At 64.0% G+C, this 22,170-nt stretch carries 19 protein-coding genes; 11 read left to right on the forward strand and 8 right to left on the reverse strand.

What is annotated here, in order from left to right; all coding sequences use genetic code 11:
• Positions 1–129 precede the first annotated feature (129 nt).
• Complete coding sequence (locus G5C65_RS01285; RefSeq protein ID WP_165296683.1) at positions 130–516, forward strand: serine O-acetyltransferase; 387 nt, start codon at positions 130–132, stop codon at positions 514–516.
• A 66-nt stretch (positions 517–582) separates the two neighbouring features.
• Here G5C65_RS01285 and G5C65_RS01290 read toward each other — a convergent pair whose 3' ends face one another.
• From G5C65_RS01290 to G5C65_RS01300, 3 genes are all read right to left on the reverse strand, one after another.
• On the reverse strand, positions 583–1,308 hold the full coding sequence (locus G5C65_RS01290) for a phytanoyl-CoA dioxygenase family protein (RefSeq protein ID WP_165296684.1): 726 nt from the start codon (positions 1,306–1,308) through the stop codon (positions 583–585).
• Positions 1,309–1,513: 205 nt separating this feature from the next.
• The gene (locus G5C65_RS40315; RefSeq protein ID WP_165296685.1) at positions 1,514–3,184 is read right to left on the reverse strand and encodes a glycosyltransferase; all 1,671 of its coding nucleotides are present in this window, start codon (positions 3,182–3,184) and stop codon (positions 1,514–1,516) included.
• A 31-nt stretch (positions 3,185–3,215) separates the two neighbouring features.
• Positions 3,216–4,058 (reverse strand): class I SAM-dependent methyltransferase, encoded by an 843-nt coding sequence (locus G5C65_RS01300; RefSeq protein WP_165296686.1) that lies wholly within the window; start codon positions 4,056–4,058, stop codon positions 3,216–3,218.
• A 660-nt stretch (positions 4,059–4,718) separates the two neighbouring features.
• Here G5C65_RS01300 and G5C65_RS01305 point away from each other — a divergent pair.
• From G5C65_RS01305 to G5C65_RS01335, 7 genes are all read left to right on the forward strand, one after another.
• The gene (locus tag G5C65_RS01305; protein WP_165296687.1) at positions 4,719–5,501 is read left to right on the forward strand and encodes a hypothetical protein; all 783 of its coding nucleotides are present in this window, start codon (positions 4,719–4,721) and stop codon (positions 5,499–5,501) included.
• Positions 5,498–6,349, forward strand: coding sequence for a glycosyltransferase family A protein (locus G5C65_RS01310; RefSeq protein ID WP_206441101.1), 852 nt, complete (start codon positions 5,498–5,500; stop codon positions 6,347–6,349). Before G5C65_RS01305 ends, G5C65_RS01310 begins: the two co-directional genes overlap by 4 nt.
• Before the next feature lie 68 nt (positions 6,350–6,417).
• Entirely contained in the window at positions 6,418–9,432 is a 3,015-nt protein-coding gene (locus tag G5C65_RS01315; RefSeq protein ID WP_165296688.1) for a pyridoxal-dependent decarboxylase, read from the forward strand.
• On the forward strand, positions 9,429–9,953 hold the full coding sequence (locus G5C65_RS01320) for a nucleotidyltransferase family protein (protein ID WP_165296689.1): 525 nt from the start codon (positions 9,429–9,431) through the stop codon (positions 9,951–9,953). The genes G5C65_RS01315 and G5C65_RS01320 overlap by 4 nt, the downstream gene beginning before the upstream one ends.
• Positions 9,954–9,978: 25 nt before the next feature.
• Complete coding sequence (locus G5C65_RS01325; protein ID WP_165296690.1) at positions 9,979–10,842, forward strand: histidinol-phosphatase HisJ family protein; 864 nt, start codon at positions 9,979–9,981, stop codon at positions 10,840–10,842.
• A 32-nt stretch (positions 10,843–10,874) separates the two neighbouring features.
• Complete coding sequence (locus G5C65_RS01330; RefSeq protein ID WP_165296691.1) at positions 10,875–11,627, forward strand: sulfotransferase family protein; 753 nt, start codon at positions 10,875–10,877, stop codon at positions 11,625–11,627.
• Positions 11,624–12,250: a hypothetical protein gene (locus G5C65_RS01335; protein WP_165296692.1), complete on the forward strand. Its 627-nt coding sequence runs from the start codon at positions 11,624–11,626 to the stop codon at positions 12,248–12,250. The genes G5C65_RS01330 and G5C65_RS01335 overlap by 4 nt, the downstream gene beginning before the upstream one ends.
• A 14-nt stretch (positions 12,251–12,264) precedes the next feature.
• Here G5C65_RS01335 and argS read toward each other — a convergent pair whose 3' ends face one another.
• The 3 genes from argS to G5C65_RS01350 form a co-directional block, all read right to left on the reverse strand.
• Complete coding sequence (gene argS, locus G5C65_RS01340) at positions 12,265–13,992, reverse strand: arginine--tRNA ligase (protein ID WP_165296693.1); 1,728 nt, start codon at positions 13,990–13,992, stop codon at positions 12,265–12,267.
• 175 nt (positions 13,993–14,167) lie between these two features.
• Positions 14,168–14,956 (reverse strand): creatininase family protein, encoded by a 789-nt coding sequence (locus G5C65_RS01345; RefSeq protein ID WP_165296694.1) that lies wholly within the window; start codon positions 14,954–14,956, stop codon positions 14,168–14,170.
• Positions 14,953–16,170 carry a helix-turn-helix domain-containing protein gene (locus G5C65_RS01350; RefSeq protein WP_165296695.1) on the reverse strand — a complete coding sequence of 406 codons (1,218 nt, stop codon included), beginning with the start codon at positions 16,168–16,170 and terminating at the stop codon, positions 14,953–14,955. Before G5C65_RS01350 ends, G5C65_RS01345 begins: the two co-directional genes overlap by 4 nt.
• 191 nt (positions 16,171–16,361) lie before the next feature.
• On the opposite strand from G5C65_RS01350, the gene G5C65_RS40035 reads away from it, so the two are divergent.
• The gene (locus tag G5C65_RS40035) at positions 16,362–16,787 is read left to right on the forward strand and encodes a helix-turn-helix domain-containing protein (RefSeq protein WP_165296696.1); all 426 of its coding nucleotides are present in this window, start codon (positions 16,362–16,364) and stop codon (positions 16,785–16,787) included.
• A gap of 380 nt (positions 16,788–17,167) precedes the next feature.
• On the opposite strand, the gene G5C65_RS01360 is transcribed toward G5C65_RS40035, so the two are convergent.
• Together G5C65_RS01360 and G5C65_RS01365 are read right to left on the reverse strand one after the other, a co-directional pair.
• A complete protein-coding gene (locus G5C65_RS01360; RefSeq protein ID WP_165296697.1) occupies positions 17,168–17,902 on the reverse strand; it encodes an HAD hydrolase-like protein in 735 nt (244 codons plus the stop codon).
• Complete coding sequence (locus G5C65_RS01365; protein WP_165296698.1) at positions 17,899–19,410, reverse strand: NsdA family TPR-like regulatory protein; 1,512 nt, start codon at positions 19,408–19,410, stop codon at positions 17,899–17,901. Before G5C65_RS01365 ends, G5C65_RS01360 begins: the two co-directional genes overlap by 4 nt.
• 590 nt (positions 19,411–20,000) lie before the next feature.
• Here G5C65_RS01365 and G5C65_RS01370 point away from each other — a divergent pair.
• Together G5C65_RS01370 and G5C65_RS01375 are read left to right on the forward strand one after the other, a co-directional pair.
• A complete protein-coding gene (locus G5C65_RS01370) occupies positions 20,001–21,041 on the forward strand; it encodes an aminoglycoside phosphotransferase/kinase family protein (protein WP_165296699.1) in 1,041 nt (346 codons plus the stop codon).
• Positions 21,042–21,205: 164 nt separating this feature from the next.
• Positions 21,206–22,165 (forward strand): radical SAM protein, encoded by a 960-nt coding sequence (locus tag G5C65_RS01375; protein WP_206441102.1) that lies wholly within the window; start codon positions 21,206–21,208, stop codon positions 22,163–22,165.
• The last annotated feature ends 5 nt before the right edge of the window (positions 22,166–22,170 follow it).

Here is a 22,170-nt window from a genome sequence, read left to right on the forward strand (position 1 = left end):
GCCAGTGGAACTCCGGCACCAAGTACTACACTTCCCACCTCTGCTCAATACTTCTCGTGGGGAGCCGGTATGACCCCTGAACGGCTATGGATGTGCTCCATCGGATTGCGGCAACGGGGGTATCGATGGATGGCCAAGCGAGTAAAGCAACTCAATTCGTTTCTCTACCACAACTCGCTTGCCGCTGGAGGAGATGTCAGCTCGGACGTGTATTTGGGACACCACGGGCTCGGCACAGTCATCCACGATAACGTGACCATTGGCAGAAGAGTGCGGATATGGCAGAACGTCACGCTATCGGTGCGGGCCCCTGCCGGGTCGGCGCACCGCATCATCATCGAGGATGATGTCATGATCGGCGCAAATGCTGTGGTGATCACTCCGCATGAAGAGAGTCTGCGCATCGGGAAGGGAGCGCGTGTCGGAGCCGGAGCCGTCGTGACGCGTGATGTGCCCGCCGGGGCCACCGTTGTTGGTGTGCCGGCTCAGGCCGTTCGGCATGAGGCCACACCGTAATTATACCCTCGGCTGTGCCCTGCGGGCACAGAGGCCGAAGCTCTGTGCCCGCAGGATCAAGTGATGCTAGATCGGTACCCCGTTGATAGTCTCCGGTGGACGCTGCATACCCAAAAGCGTGCGGAGAACCTGGGTGCGGCCCCAAGGGCCAGATTCTGGAGGATCGCCCATCGGCCGGACCCATCTCTCCACAAAGCTCAGGAGGGCCGCCGACCTCGGATGGGAAGACGCATTGAATCCTGACCGATGCCAGGTGGCCGCTGCCATGATCAGCAGTGAACCGGGCTTGGCATCGAACACTACTTGATCACTGATCCTTTTCGGCTCGGGTGGCGAATTCATCGTATGCGAGCCGGGAACCAGCTCGGTAGCACCATTAGTGGAATGGAATGGGCTCAGCGCCAACACGCACTGCAGACCGAGGAGTGACCCCGACACGAGCGTAGGCATCTCGTTGTACGGATAATCGATATGCCAGCCGTCGACCGGCTGCCCCGGGTGGACAACGTTCAAGCTGAAGTCGGACACGAGGTGATGCTCACCCAAGAGCTCGTCCAGGACGACCTTAAGAGGGGGATCAGCTAGCAAGTCAACGAAGGCTTCACCATGACGGAACAGATCCCACACTCGCGTGGACTTTGGGTAATGATTCGCATGCACTCCGCGCGCGAGTCGGGTCGCTTGCTCCTGAAGCTGTTCGGTAGTTGGCCCGTCAAGAAAGCCCGGCCAGACCGCATAACCCTGTTTCTGTACATCGACTGAGATGCGGGTTGCATATTCGGCAGTCGTCATTGCTGCATTGACCTCCGCGATTGTGCTCTCAATTCGATGGCCGTACCACGATGGTCATGGTGCGAGACGTCAACTAGCCCCACGCCTGATGCGAGGAGCCCCAGTATCCGGTGGACGAACCCGTTCACGTCGTTGTCCGATCGCCGGATGTCGAAGGTGGCCACATGGTGCAGATCCGGTTCGGCAGCGGAATCTTCGGATTTCATCACGAATGCTCCAGGAGGCGCTGGGAAACTAGAGCGATTGTCTCTTCAGAGCCGAGGAGCCTGACGGGTTGTGTGCCCAGCCATTCCGCGAGCCCATGCAGATACTGCTTCAGGGAGCCGTCATCAGTCAGGCGGGACAGATCCACGATTACGCACGCAGGTTCGTGGCGCGTAGTCGCTCTTGCGATCCTGGCCAGGCTCTCATCGAGGCAGCCCTCACGTGCCGTAACGTGTTCGGCTGCCAAGATTCCCAGCGAAGGCACTGCTGGGGCGAGTTGTGCCCAGCGCGCGATCTCCCGCGGTATAGGCCCCGGCGTGATCGCCAACCTGACTCCTCGGTCGACGAGCTCTTGAGGAGGAACGGAAGGACCACCTCCTGATAGAGCCACGACACCCGTTCCTTCACCGCTGGGTAGCGCGATGCCCGAATGCACGCCGTCGTCAGCATGAGGCATTGGGGTTCCGTCGAGCAGCAGCGCACTTTCCAGCAGTGGCGGAAGCACACTGCACAGATCCGTCCCGCTACGGCCTTCTCCAAGGTTCAATGCGAGCATGAGCTGGCGCATCGGTACCCGAGGCTTCACCGGTTCGGCCAAGCTGTCGATGACATCCAGTGTCTGGAGAAGCCCTTCCGGGTTCTCTGCAGGACGTTCCATACGCGGGGGTTGGGCAAGAGCGTCCCGTATGAGCTCTTCAAGCGTGTCGGGGTCGGCAGTCGAAATTGCACCACCGTACTCGTCGACGACCCGGCCAGCGTGTTCGTCAAGCCCTTCGAGGAAGGACACATCAGGGACAAGCACCAAGTGGGCGTTCCCGTTCAGGGCCTCGGAGAGCGCGTTGTTCCCAGGTTTGATAACCGCCACGTGGGCTGCTGCGAGCAGTGCCGCCAAACGTGGCTCGTAACGCCGCACCGTGACGTTGGGAGTCTGGCTCAGCGGTCTGCCTGCGTAGTACGGGCCAGTGACGAATACCAGGCGAGCGTCGTGGCCCGCTGCGAGCAGACGCTTCGCGACCTCGGCACAGGCAGCAAAGAGCCGGTCCCCGTAGCCGTCAGGCATCTGGTCGCCGCCAGCGCCGCCGTTCACAACGATCAGCGGCGCACCATCGGGCGCGTACTCCGCTCGCGTCTGCGCGATTTCGTCGGATGTTGGCGTGTAACTCAGGTTGCCGACGAACGTGAACCGGCCGCTGCACTCGACTGCGGCGGCGGAGTCTCCGCTATGGCCCTCGCGCACAAAGTCCGTGCGACTTTGTGCGATGAGGATCTGGTCGAAGCTCGCAAACCTGCCCTGAGTACGCAGGTGGTCGAAGGAAGCTCCATCGAGACGGCGCATGACCAGCAACCGCGGACGATGGGCGAGAGAAGGAAGAGCGAGGTAGCGCGGATCGGGGTAGGTGTCCTCGATAATTACTGCGGGATCGAGGTTGTCCAGCAGCCGATCCAATATCGCCGTGTATGCGTCCTCGGCGACAGCGGAGGAGACCCGGTGGAGGAGGGGAAAGTTGACGACGTCCACCGGGGTGTTCCTGAAGAGGCTCAGGGAACTCGCCTGGCTTATGATCACAGGCTTCAATCGCCCCCTGGACTGTACGGCCTCGGCGATCAGGGCAGCTCGTCTGAGATGGCCGAAGCCGATTCCGTTCTTCACGAGTAGCGCGACGGTCTTCACGAGGCTCCTCTGTGATCTCTGTCGGCGTTGCCTACTTGCGGGCGAGTAGGGCGTACAGGAGCGGGATGCGCGGTTCGCTGGCAGGGAGCTGCCACCAGCCGCTCGGGGTGCACTCCATGCGGCGCCATCTACGCCATGGAAGCTGGTGGGTCTCGCGCAGAGCCTTGACTCGCAAGCCGGCCCCGATCACGGCGTTGATCACATCGTCCAGCCCGTGCATCCACTCGAAGAACTCGGTGGAGTGCCGTAGGGCTGGCCCATCGGTATAGGTGTGGGTGGACTCGCGCTGCGTGGCGCCGTTAGCTAAGTAATCGTGCCCGATGACAAGCTCCTCGGCTGCGTAATCGTGACCGACCAGATCAGGACCATTACCGCTGTGCGGCCTTGGACGCAGGGCGTTGAGGAGAGGATGAAATTCGGCGACGTACAGCTTGCCACTGGGTCGCAGCAGTTGAGCGACGGTGTTGGCCCAGGCGTCCAGGTCGGGCAGGTAGTACAGAGCGCCCTTCCCTGTGTAGATGATGTCGAACTGTCGGCCTTCGAGGTTTTTAGGGGCGTCGTAAACGTTGGCGTGCACGTACTCAACGGGGATCGAGGCCCGTGTAGCAAGGTCGCGTGCCGCGGTGATCGCGTCGCCGGAGAAGTCCAGGCCGACGGTATGAGCTCCACGTTGGCTGAAGGCAATCGTCTCCGTACCCAAGTGACACTGCAGATGGAGCACGTCGAGGTTGTCCAGCTCTCCGAGGTCTTCCCATTCGAAGGGGGCGAACCAGCGGGACGGATCAGGCGTCTTGCCTTCCGCGAGGCCGTAGTACTGACTGGCGATGTGGACCGATGTGCGCGCGTCCCAGTTGAGCTCGTTGGCACGCATCATGTCCTGGTGTCCGGGGCCAGGCCATCCTGATGCCGCAGTCATGCAGCAATCGAAGCATCAATGCATATGACTCGGGTATTGCTGTAGTGATATCGCTCCAGCGATGGACCGTCGCCGTCGAAGACGGCAGCCTCACCTGGCGGTCACTTGCGCAGGTAGTACACGCCCGATGAAGGTCTTGCCGTGGTAAATCGGCAAAATTCGGACACAGGAGGTGCCTCTCCTTACTGGAAATCCTCCTTCTCACGTGCTCGCGTCGAAACTCCCCCATTCGGACAGGGGAAAAATCCATAATGTGACTAAGCTGACGCGGCGGCATCGCACCGACGAAGTAAAAGTAAGAGCGCGTTAGGCCGTGACACAAAAGAGGTGACGGGAGATTTAATGAGAGGCGCGCCACTTAGACGGAGCCCTCGCAAGTGCGGGCTCCGAAAGATAAGCGAACATCCCGATCGCGGAATCCTGGTCCTAGCTTATGGTCACCAGCGGTATCATCGTCAAGCGCATACGCTAGCCCTCTCACTGCAGCAGCACTCCCCTGGACTACACCGCACACTGGTCACGGATGACAGACACTGTCACGCTACCGAGTTTTATGATGACATCATCGAGTTAGGGGCGGGACAGCGGGAGGACTGTCGCCAAAAGCTATATCTCGACATGTACGCGCCCTATTCGTCCACCCTCTACCTTGATGCTGACGCTCTCGCCGTACGTCCGGTTGAGCCGGTCTTCGATCTGTTCGATGAATCCGACATCGGAGTCGTTGGTCGTGACATCACGCCGGCACAAGAGAATTTTTGGTACGGCGACGTCGCCTCAATGTGCCGTATGGCGAACTCCGCCTGGCTTCCCAAATGCAATAGCGGATTGATGCTCATACGTCTCACAGAAGTGACGCGCGGAGTGTTTCGACGGGCCCGCCACCTCGCCGACAGCTACTGTGAATTGGAGCTCCATCCTTTCCGTCGCGGAATTGCCGATGAGCCGCTTCTTGCCATGGCGCTGGCCGAGAGCGGAATCCACGCACAAGACCTCGCCGCAGTCACGTCCGCAACACCTATCGGCATCAGTGGACCACTCCGAATCAACGTCCTCAGCGGGGAGTGTACCTTCCTCAAGAGCGGCATGAGCGTAGCGCCTGCACTCATCCACTTTGCCGCCGACTACAGTTCGGACTACCGGATCGCTGGCGCCCCTTACCGACGTGAACGGTGCGCCCTTCGGTTGGTGCATCACAGGGGCGTCACCGACACAATCGCACGCTGCATCGCCTCTCTCCGGTATGGGCTCCAGTACACCGCACTCAACACCTGGATCCGCATAGCAGGTCGCGCTCCCGGTGACCCTTCCGGCATCTTCGACGCACCGAAATCGCACGCCACCAGCCCTACCGCGATCAGCAGCACGAAGCAGCTCTCGGCCCCGGAGGAGACCACGTGATGCAGACTGGTCGGACCAACGGCATGGCGCAGCGCACCAGCCCGGAGGATCCAACCTTCAGGATTTCCGTCCTTTTCCACAAGGATCTCGCGCTCCTCAGCGAGACTCTGCCGCGCTGTCTGGAGGCTCTGACCAGGCACACCCAGGAGTCCTACGAAGTGGTGCTGCACTGCGACGGAACTCCTCCCGAAACTGTCGCCCGGCTCTCAGACCTCCTTGATCGCTGGGGCGTAGACGAGATGCGCGTTCGGCGCCGCGGCCGATTCGTCGCCTCCGGAGATGCATCGAACAACGGGCACCGCAGACTCTTCGACCTTCGCTCTCCATACCTCATCGTCATCGAAGATGACGTAGTCATGTACCGCACCGACCAATCTTTCGATCTCCTGGCAGCATGTCGGCGCCTCTTCGAGCGACACCCATACGTACCCGTGCTGAGCAAGGTCAGCGACTATGGCCAATGGTCGTGGAAGCTGGAAGACAAGGGAGACGATATCGAGCCGGGAGTCCGCTCAGTAAACCGGCTCTCCACTCACTTCATCGCCTACGACGTCCAGCGTTTCTCTCCCGTCGCCAATCGGTTCGGTGGCTTCGACCTCGATGTGTTCATCGACCGGCCCGACCTCAGCTACAACTGGGAAGACCTCGTTTCGCATGTCGGCACCACAGGGGGGCGCCACATCGCCTTCCCCGAGGGCTGGCCCATCGAAGTCTTCCATTGCGACCGTAAGGTCGAGTCGAGCTCGATGTACCACACCCAAGACCCCGAATTGAAGGCACGTGTCCTAGCTGAGCTGGAACAGCGCTTCCGTCCAGGCGCGCACGGCAACGAGGGAGCTGCGGCATGACGTCAGCTCCGCAGTCGGCCCAGCCGGCACGGCCGTACGCCGAGCGACTCGCGCGGTGGCGTACGAGCATGGCAACGAACCGGCACATCTCCGACCGCTTCCGCACCCGGTACTCCATCGTCCTCGCCCAGATGGAAGCATCCGCGCCCCCAAAGGAACTGGCAGCAGCGCGGGAGGTCGCACTTCGCCATCCCCACCACGCCATCGCAGCCTTGACGGGGGGCACAACTACGGCATCAGCCGGTGTAACCAGACCTCTATCGTTCAGCGGCAACAAGCACCTAGTGAAGGTGCTGCAGGGACTGTTCACAGACACGTCCGAACTGGGAGTGTTCCTGGCCGGGCAGGCCCCGCTTGCACAAACCGCAGTCCCGATCCACCCCTCACGCCAAGCACGGCTCATCGCCGCGGACGGATCACTGCCCTACGACCTGGTGGCTCTGAAGTGGACCTCTGCATCGGTGGACACCAGGCGCACCAATGAGGCGCTGATCGCCAACCTCCTCCCCCAATCTGCCGGTGACGGACAACTCCAGTTCACCGTTCAACGATCGTATGCACTCGTCCAGGCACGGGACGCCACAGACCTCTGGGTTTTCTCCCGGAACCTCGGCATCACGCTCGAAGACCAGCTGCGCTCTGGGAGCTTCGATCCTGCCAAGCGGCACCATGTCGTCACTGCCCTACGCGATCTGCGGCGAGCAATGCTGAATGCAGGACTGATCTGGCAGGGCTTCGCGCCGAGGAACATGTTCCTCGACAACGGCGCGATCATTCTCATCGACTTCGAGGAAGTCGTCGACACATCCACCGCACCGACCAGAGCAGCCGAGTGCTTGCTGTGGCACCGCATCTTCTTCGCCGACAGCCTGACCCCCGACGAGGCAGAAGAAATATTCGCCGACGACGAAAAGGCACCTCAGATCCCGGACACCCTCACCCTTCCCTCAGACCCCTTTGAGAATGCTCTGCTTTCAGCTGAGTCCGTAACCTGGCGGCAGCGCCGAGATCTTCTGATGCAGTCGCTCCGGCTCGAAGGACGCCACAGTCGCCCCGAGCAGTCACGCGATAACGGAATCCTCTATGGACACGAATTGGGGCACTTCTGGGGGGACTTCCTGCCAGTAGCCCAAGAGGCCCGCCTTTTCAATTACCTATCTCGCCTCTTCGACGAAGCGACGCTGGTCAAATGCCTGGAAGCGTTCGAGGCTGCCATGGAAGCAGACATTTGCCGAAGCATCCGTGTCGCGCCTACTGTCAACGACCAGCCCGCGATGCGTACCGAATGCCTCATCGATGTCCTGGAGGCCACCGGAACGGCGGCCCTGGCCGAAGCACGGCACAGCGCTGAGAACTGGTACGAGCGTCTCGGCACCGACCCTGCCCGCCTGGTCGACGACCTACTGTTCCGCCTCGGTACGCATGTCGACGGTGTGACGCAGGAAGCCCGAGACACGTACCTGGTCGGAAGCACCGAAGCACGTGACAGACACCAAGCCGACCTCATCGAGACCCTCCAGTTTGGCCTGGACTTCCTGCACGGCCGCGAGCCGGACCAGCCCTTCCTGCGCTACGCCGACCCCTCCGCGTTGAGGAAGTCGATCGCGCAGCCGCTGCCCCAACACGGCACCGAGTACCCGCATGTGCTCGCTGAGGTCAAGGACGTCATCGCCCGCTACTCGATCAGTCAAGGCCACCCTCGATACCTCGCGTTCCCCGACTCCGGCAACGGCCTGGCCGCCCTCGCCGGCCACCTGCTCAGCCCACTGCTCAATCAGAATCTCATCGCTGTCGACCGCAGCGCCCCCTCAGCAACCTTCGTTGAAGCCCAGGTCATCGAGTGGCTACGCGAGTTGATCGGCTATCCGACCGCATCACTGAACGAGCTCCGCGGCGTCAAGGACATCTCCGGCTTGTGGACAACTGGCGGTCACCTGTCGAACCACATCGCCATGCTCGCTGCCCTGGGGCACACATTCCCGCAGGCACGCAAGCACGGCCTCCGTGCACTCGAAACCCAGCCCGCCATCGTGATGGCTGGCCCGATCGCTCACTACTCCCACAGCGACTCCGCCTTCCACCTGGGCCTCGGTTGGGACTCGGTTCTCTCCGTCGACGCCGGGAACGGCTTCACTACTGACCCACAGGCCGTCGACGAGCTGCTGTCCAACCCGCCCTCCGGACGCACTCCCTTCATGGTGATCGGCGTCGCGGGCAACTGCCGCACCACGGGCCTGGACGACCTCCAGGAGCTCGCCGACGTGTGCCGAAAGCACGGCGTCTGGTTCCACGTCGACGCCTGTCACGGCGGCAGCCTCCTCTTCAACCAGCGGCTAAAGCAGCAGCATCTGTTCGGAATCGAGCAGGCCGACTCCGTCTCACTCGACCCACATAAGGGACTATTCACCCCTTATCCCTCTTCCTATGTACTCTTCCGACAGAGGGAGGTCCTGACCCAGTTCAGCCGCCATGAGAAGACCGTGTTCGAGGACGACTGCTGGGACCTCGGATTGATCACACCGTTCCTCGGGTCCCGAGGCTTCGAGAGCCTGCCGACCTGGATGCTTCTCCGTCACGTCGGCACGGACACTCTGGGTGCCCTCGTCGAGTCTCGTCAGGCCCTCGTGCGATACCTGGAACGGCGGCTCGACGAGACAGGACTGTTCGTCCAGCTCAATGACGTCGACTTCTACCGGTTGGCGTTCGTGTTCTGCCCTCCCACCGTGCGTCGGGCCATCGCTGCGTTGGATTCAGCAGGCAAGAAGCGCGCAGCGAAGATCGTCAGTTCCTACACCTCCCGCATCAACACCGCCCTGTACCAGGCCGGCGAGGTCTGCTTCGACGAGCACTCACTGGCTGACCTCGCCGACCGCGTCGGTGCAGGACGAGGTACGAGCTACACGATCACAGCCGCATGTCCGGGGAACCCGCTGCTCACCCAGGACGACCTCGACGTTGCGGTGGAACGACTGGTTGACGAGGCGCTGTCGCTCGCCCAGGCTATGAACGCGGAGATATCCGGCAGCACCACTCCCGACGCCCCACGGCTGAGTGGCCCGGCTGGCTGGAATGACGCCGAATGACCGGCACAGTCATGGCAGCGATCAACCAGTACCTCCAGGACACGTGCTCCAGCGCCATCGGCGCATTCGTCTACGGATCCGTCGCAACCGGCCAGGCCGGGCCCGACAGCGATGTCGATTGCTTCGTCCTGCTGGCCGAGCCCGAAACCGCGGAGACGATGACGCAATTGCGATCCGCGTTCGCCGAACTCCAAGTCCACCTCGGCTACACACCGGACCTCGCGTACCCGATCGAACTCTTCACCGTACGGCAGTGCGAGGAAGCCCTCGACGGCAGCAGCGTCCGCCGAGCCATCCAACAGGCCCGGACCCACGGGTACACCGACCCCGACCTGGCCGCGTCAGACGAGGTCGAAGTGCTTCGCGCCCTACTTGGGACACGCCTCACCGTACGCACCTGCCTCCAGCTCGATGAGCTGACCGACCGCGCCAAGAATGTCGTCGTAGAGCACCTAAGTATTCCAGGAGCACCAGCAGAGCACACGGTGCTCCAGGCACTTGGGGTCCGGACCGGCGGCTGACCTACGCAGGAAGGACGATCAGTTGGTGACAGAGAGCCACGCATGGAATGCTTCGCCGCAGCAGCCGCTTCCCACCGACAACCATGTCCACACGGAATGGTCGTGGGACGCCTCGACCGCGGTGATGGAGAAGGCTTGCGAAGAGGCCATACGCCTTGGCCTGCCAGCCATCTCCTTCACGGACCATGCGGACTTCACCACCTGGGCATACCCCGGAGAGAAGGAGGACTCGTCCATCGTCCGTGTTATCGACAAGCACGCGCACAGCGGCCTGTTCGACTCGGACGGGTACTGGGAGTGCCTGGAACGCTGCCGCGCCCGCTACCCGGAGCTCAAGATCCTCTCTGGGATGGAACTCGGTGAACCCCACCTGTTCAAGGACGAGATCAGCGCCTTGCTGGAGCGCAGGACCTTTGACCGGCTCCTTGGCTCCCTGCACTCGCTGGTCGTCGACGGACAGATCCACTACGCGCCGTTCCTGTTCACGGCCGACAACGCGCAAGAACTGATGCGCACCTACCTCGTCGAGACACTCAACATGGTGGAGAACAGCGACGTGTTCCATGTCCTGGCTCACATCGACTACCCCATGCGCGCCTGGCCGAAGGGCGCGAAGCCGTTCGACGCGAACGACTACGAAGAGGAATACCGATCCGTCCTGCGCGCACTGGCCCGGTCAGATAGGGCACTCGAGATGAACACCCAAGGTCCCTGGCCCGCCGCCGAGGTCGTGCGCTGGTGGTACGAGGAGGGGGGGTCAGCAGTGTCCTTCGGCAGTGACTCCCACGAGCCGGAGACCGTGGGCCGGAGTTTCGCCGTGACCGCAGCGATGGTTGAGGCACACGGCTTCAAGCCAGGCAAAGACCCCATTGATTTCTGGCGCCGATGATCACCCCGGGACAGGGAACGAGGAGGTCTCCCATGCCACCGAAGCCCTCGCTGAATCGCCTGGTGCCGTCACCGGTGTTCATCCTCAGTTCCATACGTTCCGGGTCGACGCTCTTGCGGTGCATCCTGGACACGCACAGCAAGATCCGGGCACCGCACGAGATGCACTTGGCTGATCTCGAAGTACAACTCACCAGCCCCTATATCGAACTGGCGATGCAAGCCTCCGGCCTGGAGAAGGACGAGATCGAGCATCTGCTCTGGGACCGCATGCTCCACCGTGAGCTGGCCCTCACCGGCAAGGACGTCGTGGTGGACAAGACTCCCGGCAACCTGCTGTTATGGCGCAGACTCACCGCATGCTGGCCGCAGGCACGATACATCTTCCTGCTCCGGCATCCTCTACACATCCTGGAGTCGGCGCTGGCCGGGAAGCCCGAACAAGATCCTGCCCAGACATGGCACCTGGTGATCACTTATCTCCGGGAACTCGAGGATGCGCGCCGTACACTCAACGGCATCACCGTGCGCTACGAGGACCTCACCAGCGCGGCCGAGAAGATTACCCGCGAGATCTGCACCCATCTGGACGTCCCATGGGAGCCAGAGATGCTCAATTACGGAGCCGCAGATCACGGTCCGTTCGTCCAGGGGATCGGTGACTTCACCGAGAACATCAAGAGCGGGGTCGTTATGCCAGGCCGCAGTCTGCCCACCGACGCGGACGTGCCAGACAGCTTGGTGGAAACGTGTCGCGCCTTCGGATACATGGAGGCCCATCTGTGACGGCTGCGGCAGCCACGGGCCGGGGGCCGGACAGCGGCACGGCTCCGCTTCAACGACAGGACGCCCGGCAAGAGCAGGCACATTCCGTCATGAAGGCGCTGCAACCACTCCAGCGCTGGGCGCAGTTCGGCTGGCCGAAGCTATGCGGTGCGATGTCCTACGACCTACTGGTTGCCCCAGACATCGACATCGAGATCTACGGCACTTTGCGCGTCGAAACCGGGTTCTCCCTCGTGTCCGCGTGGGCCCAGGACCCGGCCGTCGACAGAATCCTGTTCCTCAACGCGGTCGACGAGCCGGATGCCGGTCTCGGGTGGGAGGTGCGCTACCGCGTCCACGGTGTGCCTTGGACCGTGCAGATGTGGCTGCTGCCCACCGACTACGACGGACCTCGCTCAGCTGACCTCGTGGAACCCATGCGAGCCGCACTGTCCTCTGGGACGCGCAGCACGATCCTGTGCATCAAGGAACGCCTCGTGGCACGCGGTACCGAGTACCGCTCGATCGATGTCTATCGCGCGGTACTCGACGACGGCGTGAAGGACATTGATGAGTACGACCGGTGGTGTCGGTCGTACTCATCAACGGGGCTGCTCAACTGGCGCCCGTCTCCCCGCCGGTAGCAGGGGCCTGCAGATCACATGCGGTCAGGGGCGTCGATCCCGAGGAGGCCCAGGCCCAGCTCCAGTGTCCGAGCGGTGACATCGCACAGAACCAGACGGGTCTGCTGGACGTCACCCTCGGCGCGCAGGACGGGGCACTTCTCGTAGAAGCTCGTGAATACCGACGCCAGGCCGTGTAGGTAGTGGGCGAGCTTGTGGAACTCCAGCGTCTCGGACACTTCGGCGAGGAGGCTACTGAACCCGAGCAGCTCCAGAACGAGTGCTCGCTCGGCAGGCTCGGTGATGGTCAGCTTCTCGGCATCTGGCAGCGGCGCTGCCACCCCAGCGCGTCGGAAGATGGAGCAGATCCGGGCTCGCGCATACTGCAGGTAGGGGGCGGTGTTGCCCTCGAACGACAGCATCCGGTCGAGGTCGAAGACATAGTCCCGCGTGCGGTCCGTGGAAAGGTCCGCGTACTTGACGGCGCCGATGCCGACCGCTCGGGCGACCGCAGCACGAGTTTCCTCATCAAGCTCGGGGTTCTTCTCGGCGATCACCGCAGATGCTCTGACGACGGCTTCTTCGAGGAGATCCACCAGCTTCACCGACTTGCCGGCGCGGGTGCGCAGCATCTTGCCGTCATCGCCGAGGATCGATCCGTGCCCGACGTGCTCGGCGCGTGCGGGCGGAACGAGCCAGTGTGCGTCCCGGGCGACGTCGTAGATCATCGCCAGGTGCTGGTGCTGGGGCAGGCCCACGACGTACAGCAGGCGGGTGGCGTGGAGGTCGCGCAGGCGGTGCCGGATCGTGGCGAGGTCAGTGGCGCCGTAGCCGAAGCCGCCGTCCCCCTTCTTGACGATGATCGGCAGCGGGTCGCCGTTCCGGTTCTTGTACCCCTCGGGGAACACGCACTGGGCGCCGTCGCTCTCACGCAGGAGGCCGAGCTCGCCAAGCTCATCCACCACCGACTGGAGCTGGTCGTTGTAGTAGCTCTCACCGAAGAAGTCATCCTCGGTTAGGCGGACGCCCAGCATGTCGTAAACGGTCATGAAGTACTTCTTCGACTCGTCCACGAGCGTCTTCCACAAGCGCAGAGTCGTCTCGTCGCCGCTCTGCAGCAGAACGACCCGCTTCCGAGCACGGTCCTTGAACGTCTCATCGTTGTCGAACTTGACGCGAGCGGCCCGATAGAAGCCGTTCAGGTCACCGACCGACAGCTCGTGCGCAGCCTCGGACTCTCCGATGTCCAGCAGGTGCTCGACGAGCATGCCGAAGGGTGTACCCCACTCGCCGATGTGGTTCTGGCGCACGATGGTGTGCCCCTGCCACTCCAGGAGGCGCACGGCCGCGTCGCCGATGATCGTCGAACGCAGATGCCCGACGTGCATCTCCTTGGCCGCGTTCGGGGCGGAGTAGTCGATCGCGATGATCTCGGGGGCCTTGGCCTGCGGCACACCGAGCCGCTCGTCACCGACCGAGTCAGCGAGGAGACGAGTGAGCACGTCGTCCGAGAAGGTCAGATTGATGAAGCCGGGCCCCGAGATCTCGACCGAGGAGCAGAGATCATCAAGCTGGGCAGCCTCTACCACCCGGTTGGCGATGTCGCGCGGGTTGCCACCGATCTTGCGTACGAGGGCCAGGGTGGCGTCCGACTGGAAGTCGGCGTGCTGGGATCGTCGGATGACCGGGTCGACGGGGGCGCCTGCCACCGCCTCGAAAGCCGGGGCCAACCTCTGATGCAGCAATTCTTCCAGACTCGCCATTCTAGGAATCTATCCGAGGCGAAAGAAGGGTGTCCAATCACCGGATCAACGGCCCGGTAGCCCCCGGGTAGCTTGCCGCGCCCTCATTTCCGGTGGGAACCCTTTCGCACCTGAAACCCGCCCTGAGCAGGAGATACAACGCCTACACGCCGTTTGCCCGAGTATGATTTCAAGATCATTTACGCCCGGATCCCTGCCGTGCCCGACTGACCGCCGCACCCTCATCGCTACCCGGCGTAATCTGCTCCTTGTCGGACCGCTCACCCAGGGCTTCGAGGTGCACAGCGAAGCCCTGGGTGAGGCTAGTCAGTACCGTTTTCCCTTTTGCTGCTGTCGCGTGAGAGGGGTAGCCGATCACGCCGGACTCCGTATAGGCCCCCATGCCAAGCGTGAGGAGGAACCGTCGGGCACCGCCGTCATGATCGGCGCTCTCGTAGCCGGACCGTACAAGCTCAGGTGCAGCGTGCAGCAGAACGGAGGTCTCGATCTCCCCGGCATGCATGTCGCCGTGCCGGTCGGAGACCAGCCCACCACGCTGCCGAGCCTGCTCCCAGTCGGAGCTGAGGGGGAACAGCGACATGTGCGGCCCATCGACGTTCGCCTCCTGGACCACGTTGGAGAGCACGTAGTTCCCCCCGTGACCATTCACGATCACCAGCTTCTCGATCCCCGAGCGCGTAAGGGACTCCCGGATGTCCTCGATCACCGCGGACAGGGTCCTGGAGCTGATGCTCACGGTGCCCGGCCAGGAACCGTGCTCGTGACTACACGACACCGTGATCGGCGGCAGCAGGTGAACCGCATAGGCATCGGCGATCTCCCGGGCGATGACACAGGCGATCACCGTGTCGGTGATCAGAGGAAGGTAACGGCCGTGCTGCTCGAAGGAGCCGATGGGAAGTACGGCCACACGCGGCTGCCGCTCTTCGATATCAGTGCTCGTAGAGGTCGGCAGCAGGGTCACGGCACTCCTTCGTTCGAACTTGCGATGGCACGGTTCAAGTTGTCCAACGCCCGGTTCAGCTCGGAGATTTCCACCAGCTTGCGCCACGGCGCAAGACGTGACCGCAGGCGCAACAGCTCATCCCGGATGCGCGCGGACCCCGTCCGCTCGGCGATACCGAGAGCCTGCCGCGCCGCAGTGTGGGACCCCTCCACGTCGCCCAGGGTGGCCTTCGCCGTGGCCAGCCGGGCCAGGCAAAGACCCCGGTCACGTTCCTGCACCGTTGGCCAGTGCGTCAAGCTCTCCGTGAAGGTGCCGACCGCGTTCTCCGGCCTCTCCAAGCGCAGATCGCAGTTCGCCCCCTCCATCTCGACGTAGGCAACCGAGCAGTACCCCGCCATCGGATCAGCGTCGTCGCCCAGGGCCGCGGCCTCCAGGGCTTGGTCGATGGCTCGCATGGCCTCGGCGTGCTCGCCCAGACTCGCCTTGCTGTTCGCCAGTTGGCGCAGGACGACCGCGCGAACGCGGGGGGAGAGATCAGGGGCATACCGGAGGGCCGCTGTGGCGAGCCCCGCGCCGTGCCCGGCGTAGCCCGCCTCCGTGGCGATGTTGCTCCGGCGCTGGAAGCTGTAGGCCACGAGCGACGAGTCGTTCAGCTCCTGCGCGTAGTCCATGGCCTGACTGGTCCACTTCATGGCCGCATCCGAGTTCCCGGTGTCCTGGTACAGCCACCCGAGGAACTCGGTGTAGCGCGCGCCGAGCTGTAGCACTCGCTCCCGTAATGGCCCATAGGCTTCCAGGCACATCTGCTCGATGAGGGGTACCTGTGCCTGGACGGGTGCAACGAGGAACTGCGGGCCGACAAGAGGCTCGGCCTCGGCATGCTGGCCAAGCACGGAGGTCAGGTATTCGAGCATCTCCGGGTTCACGGGCACGGGCAGTTTGCTGCGCAGCAGGGTCGGCGGTGGGGGTGTCGCCGGATCCGGGACCGCGGCGGACTGAGGGAAACCGAGTTGCTCGTCCGTGGCCTGGTACACCTCACGGAACAGCAGGCGATGCTCCGGACTCACCGGCCGTCGCCCGTTCTCATACATCGAAACGAGGGTCTTCCAACTGGACGGTGTCGGTGAGTCACCCCCCAGCCGGCTCGCTGCGGCGATCAGCGCATCAATGAGCTCGGCCTGACTCCATCCGAGACCTTGACGTGCCGCCTGTAGCTTGCTCTTCGCCCCCATAGCCCCTCCGCGATGCTGGCCCCGACAGCCCTCTCGTGGCCGTCAGCCCCCGCGTGACGAGCGAAGTTAACAGTTAACCAGTGTGGTTGTTAACCCTGTCCACTGCCTGTTGGGCACCGATGCGGCTTACTGGATCCCGACGCCGAGGTGGCGTTTACCAAAGGTGCTTTCCTGCCTGGCGAAGGGAGTGGATGATCGTGCGGTCGAGGCGAACCGCCGAAGTGCAGGTACCCGCACAAGAAGCCCGGCGCTGCACCCGCTGCTCCTGCCGACTGAGCAGGTACAACCAACATGAACTTTGCGGCAGTTGCCACCGAAGCGCGACCTTCTCCCAACCCCCTGCCTCCGTCCCGGAGGATGTCTGCAACCGCCACGACGTACGGCACGCGCTGTCCCGGAGGGACTTCGGCGGGGTCTGTCGACTCGTACGCGAGCACGGCGGTCTCCGCCAGGAGGACATGGCCATCCTCACCGGGCTGAGCCAGTCGTTCCTGTCCCAGCTTGAGTTAGGCAACCGCCGCCTCACGAACATCGACCGCATCGTCGTGCTCCTCGACGGCATTGGTGCCCCAGCCGACATGACAGGACCCATGCTCCGCCTCCTGCCTGACGAGTAGTGCTCACCTCCGCAGCACCCACGCCGCCGCTCTGGTGAGCGAGTGCTCACTGGCCCGCTCACCCACAACCCTGCCCGTGGCGACAAGCAGCCGGCCGAGTTCCTCGCTCCCTGGCAACCCGCTGCCCCGGTCCACCCTCCGCACACCGATCTCGCGAACACTGCCTCGGGGATCGACACGAAGACAGGGTGGCACCCGCACAACAGCGATCTCTCACTAGGACTGCGCGACTTCCACGCTCACAGCTCGGACGCAGTCATCGGCGTGCAGGAGGGTCACCGCCAGCACACTGCGCGCTGCCGGACGGGTCCTCAGCAAAGAGATGGATGGAGCCGATTTCCGATGTGGCGCGGCCTGATCACCGCCCAGTGGCAGTGGCCCTATTCTCCGGTGGGGCCACTCGTGAGTGAGAAGATGGTCGCAAGGACTTGTGCGGTGTCTTCGAGCCCTTCGATGACGACATCGGCCCCCGCAGCCGCCAGTTCGTCTCGTGTGGTCTTACCCGATGTGACTCCGATGACCGAAGCGCCACCTTCGAGTCCCGTACGAACGTCCTCAAGCGAATCTCCGATGATCACGGTGTTGCCACAGGTAAAGACCGACCCGTACTTGGCCTGGGCGCGTTTCTGGGCAATGGCCACAAGCGCTGGCCGGTGGTCGTCGTCGGAGGCGAATCCGCCGACCTCGGTATCGAGGTAGCCATCGAGGTTGAACGCCGATAGCTTCAATAGTGCGCTCTCCTTGAGGTTGCCGGTGACTGCTGTCGGCACCAGGTCCTCTTGAGCGTGCACGGCTCGGAGTGCGGCGACAGCGCCGGGCATGAGGAAGCCTTCGTTGCGAAGGTCTTCCATGTGAGTTGCAAGCCGCTTGGGCAGCAGCTCCACCATGCGGCGCAGCAGCTCGGGGAGGTCCGCTTCTGGCACTCCGTTGTCCAGGAGGAGCGCGCGGATCGCGAGGGGCATCGTGGTGCCTGTGCCGCGTGCGGGCAGGTGCTGGGCGGGGCGGCCGATGACCTCGGCGAAGGTCTCGCGGTAAACCTGGCGGTCGATGTCACCGACGTAGAGCAGAGTGCGGTCGATGTCCCACAGGACAAGGGTCTGTTGGGATTCAGTCACGTTGAGCTCCTTGTTCCCGTCACGACTGCGGCACGTTCCTGTAGCTCCTGAGCGTAGGTGGTGTGGTGTGCGGGCTGGAGTTCGTCGAGCATGGTGTGGATGTGCTCGTTCAAACGTGTCGAGTGGAGATGGTCGGCAAGGTCGAGTGCCTCGTGGGCCGTGGAGCATCCGGCGTCGAGGTCGCCTTGCCTGAAGAAGGCGGATGCGGCGCGGGAGAGGAACAGGGCTCGGGTTCGCAGGTCGGAGGGGTTGAGTGCCGCCCGCGCTTGAGCGAAGCTCGCGACGGCGTGGCGGGGCTCGTTCAGGTGGAGGTGGCAGCTTCCGGTCTGGCCGTGGATCTCGCCGTCGTTGATCCAGTACAGCCAATGGGGGTCGTGTTCCGTTCGGCCGCGGGCGTGGAATTCGGCTGCCTGCCCGAGCACGGCGAGTGCCGCTTGCCGCTCGCCGAGTTTGGCGTGACCGCGGGCTTGGCGGGTCAGCAGCATCGCTTGGAGACTGTGGGCGCCCAGGTGCTTGGTTTTCTCGCGGGCGGCTTGAGCTGCGGTCACAGCATCGCGTGGCGATCCAGTGGAGTAACTGTGGATTGCCATGTAGGACAGGGCACCGGCACCGAGCCGGAGATCGCCGGATGCCTTGGCGGCCCGGAGCGCGCCGAGCAGGTAGGCGAGGGCGCTGCCGTGATCGCCGGAGTCGAAGGTGAACCATCCAGTCTGTGTAGCGGTATCGGCAATGATCGCGGCGAGTCGCCGACCGATGGCCTCGTCGTAGGCGCCATGCTGGACGAGCCGCGTGAGAAACGCGAGGTGGGCGTCGCCGAGTTCGGCGAGCGTGCCACTGCCGGCGCTGGCGTCCATGGTCCGCAGACTGTCGGTGGTCTGCTGCAGGCTGTCGAGCAGCTCTGGGGTGATTCGGCTTCCGTGCGCTGCGCGTACGAGAGGTTCGGCTTCGGCAGTGCCCCAGTGGTGCACGAAGGCGGTGAGCGCCACGCCGCTCACCGCGAGGAAGTAACGGCGGTCCATTGTGCTGCCCCCCACCGCAGTGTGCAGTGCTGACACCATACGGGTTGCGGTCCAGGGCAGGGCAGGGTCAAGGTCGTCGGCGCGTGGCTCCGTGACCGGCTGGGGTGGTGCCGGTGCAGTGCCAGCAAGGGGCGCCAGATCGGGGGGCACGCCAAGCCCGTTGAGGAAGCCAGCGATCTTGTCGATGTTGGTGAGACGACGGCGGCCCGACTCGAGCATGGATAAGAACGCCTGGCTGAGTCCTGTCAGGTGCGCGATGTCTTCTTGTCGCAGCGAGCCTTGCCTGCGGATCAGAGCGACGGTTTGTCCGAAGTCCCAGGTAGCGAGCGCGTGGCGGACTTCCGGGTCACACCACACGCGCTGCGGTACCTCCGGGGCAGGAGGCAACAGGCGCAGGGCGCGCAGACATGCGGAGCAGTAAGTGCCGGAATTGTACTTGCTGAGTTGACAGCCGCACCGATCGCAGTGCCTTGGCGACTGCTGTTGCACCTCTGGCCTCCCGTGAAGTGAGTGTGCGCGGTCTCAACTCCCCCTACTACAACCAGAATTACATCATTGATATCACCCATGGAATGTACGTGCGGGCTATGCAGCCGTCACTGTGTGTCCCGCAGCACGCGGACGAGGCACATCCCCCGAGGCTGTGATCATTCGATCACGCCTGAGTCGGCTGACTACAGGGAGCGCGAGTCCATCCGCCGGAGTCCGCGGCTGTACTACGGCCGAGCTGGCCGTGGCTCCTGACACCCCGCACACGCAATTCCGGGCCTTGATGGGATCGCTCAAGGTTCCTGGACGCTGTTGTCACCGACCGAAAGGGCGCACTGCCATGACGTACACGGCCATCGCCGAGCACGTGCGACCCGGTGCCAAGCAACCCTCGGCATGGGGGATCGAAGGCTGGGGCAGCACCCGGTGGTGTGCCCGACAGCACGTCTCCTGCGAGGCGCACCGCGGGGAGGAGACTGCGGTGAGCTGGGGCGTCGCTCACGGAGACAGTGCCCTGGCCGGTGAAGCCCGCACGGTGATCGTGAATCCGGGCGTATTCCGCGCCCGGCGCCTGCTGGGGCGGTGAGGGTGTGCAAGAAGAGTCCGCGGGCGACGAGGAGGTCTGGGCCAAGGTGCTCTGCGAGTGCTACGGCGTCGACCTCGCGCACACCGGGCCGGTCCTGATAGGCACCGAGACCCTCAGCCGGCGCGTGAGGTTGAGCGACGGGCGTCGGGTCTTGGTCCGGCAGTACCGTGCCATGGCCGATCTGGAGAGGATCCGGGCGGCGTGGGAGATGTCGGAGTTGTGTCGCGTCGCGCGGGTGCCTGTACCCAGAGCATGGCGGAGCTGGGACGGGGAGGTACTTACCTCGTTCGCGGACGCGGCCTGGGTGGTGAGCGAGGAGGCACTCGGGCGGGTCGTGACCGAGCCGATGACCGTGGCACGCGCCCAGCACATCGGGCTGATGCTCGGCCGTATGCACCGCGCCCTGGTCGCCTGCCCACCGCCCGCCCATGGCCGCCCGGCCCGGTGGCACACTGCGGATGCCGAATCGGCAGCGGCCTGTTCCGAGTTGCTGCTCATCCGCGCCGCCGCACAGCACAACCTGCGTCTCGATCAGCTCAATGCCCAGCTGGACCAGCGCCGCAGGGACCTGCGCACCCACGTACCACGGCTGCGGGCGGGCCTTCCCGGGGATCTCGTAGCGCACGCCGCGCATGGCGACTTCACCCGCACCAACCTTCTGGCCCAGGAGGACCTGATCACAGCGATCCTCGGCTTCCATGGCGAGGTCTGTGTACTTGCCTGGGAGTTAGGCCGCGCTGCCTTCGATCCACGCACCGTGGCGAACAGTCCCTCTTGGATGCGGTTCGCCCTGCGCCTGATAGGCGCCTACCGCGCCGAGAATCCCGGCCTGCCGCTCGCCGACCTGCGTGCGTGTGCGCGGATCGCTCTGCTGGACCTGCTGTTCAGCTTCGACGGAGCCACCACTGGCGGGCACCGGCGTTTCGTCCGAACGGATGCCGATGCCCGGCAGCGTTGGGCTGAATGCCAGATCACCATCCGGCGTCTGCTCGCCAGCCTTGACGACCTGGAGTCGGCGCTGGTCGCGGTCGGGCGGGGATCGTGAGGCCGGCCAGCTTGTTCCGGCACCTGCTCGCCGAGGCAGCCCGCCATCACACGATCACCGCTTGTCCAGCCTGTTGCGCACCTCGGGCATCGGACCCACGCCGCCGTCCCGGCCCCGCTCGCCCTGTCCTTACCGTCGACCACGCCGCGCAGGAGTACTGACCGATGACCGTGCCAGAGGAGACGACCGGCGGGACCATGCAGGCGCCCATAAACCCCCCGGTGAGAACGGCACTGATCTCCGCCCAGGGGCACTTCGGGATGGGTTGCGGATGCTGCGTCCGCGCCGACCGTACGGACAGCTTCCTCGACCCTGCGACCTACGCCCTCGCCTTGTCCCAGTTGAAGGAGACAGGAGTGGAAGAGGTGTGCCTCAGTGGTGGTGAGCCAGTCCATCACCCGCAGATCATTCAACTCATCAGGCAGACCCGCCAGTTACGGATGCCGGTGTCGATGACGACCTCTGCTCGCACCGTGAGCGAGGTCATCACCCTCTCCAAGGCGGCGCCGTTGCTGGCACAGGTGACTGTGTGCGCGGACTCACAGGGCGCAGGGCGTCTACGAGGCACCACCCGTACCGCTGAGGCCGCCATCAGCACGCTGCGCGTGATCCGCGCCGACGTCAAGATCCTTCACGTCACCTGCTGGGAGATGACCGACGACGAGTGCGCAGTGCTGGCGAGTCTCGCCTCCGAGGCCAAACTGGAGGTCCAGTTCAGCCCCGGCGCCCCCGGCGAGCATGCTCTGCCTGACGAGGGCATGCCACTTCAGGGCTCTGTCGCACAGCAGGAGCTCGACGCCACGCTACTGGACCGCTACTTCACCCTGCCCGGCCGCTACCGGGCCCACCTCAGAGCGCTGCGCGACCTGCGACGCCCCAGGACGGGGGACGGGCGGTGGCCATGCCGCTCGGCGAGCGCGTATGTCTCCGCAGACGGTTCCATCCAGCGCTGCCCCCATGGCCAGACGTCCGTCACTGTTCACGCTCCTCCTGCCGCGATCAGACAGTTCCTCGCCGCGTCGGCACAGGACCACGCGACCCCCGACTGCGCGTCGCTCTGCCACCTCTGCGCTCCGCCGCTGTGCCACGCAGGCGTGGGAGCGGCTGGGTACGGGCGGGGGTGAGCGGG

It is taken from the genome of Streptomyces boncukensis, from assembly GCF_011045075.1.
Taxonomy (GTDB): domain Bacteria; phylum Actinomycetota; class Actinomycetes; order Streptomycetales; family Streptomycetaceae; genus Streptomyces; species Streptomyces boncukensis.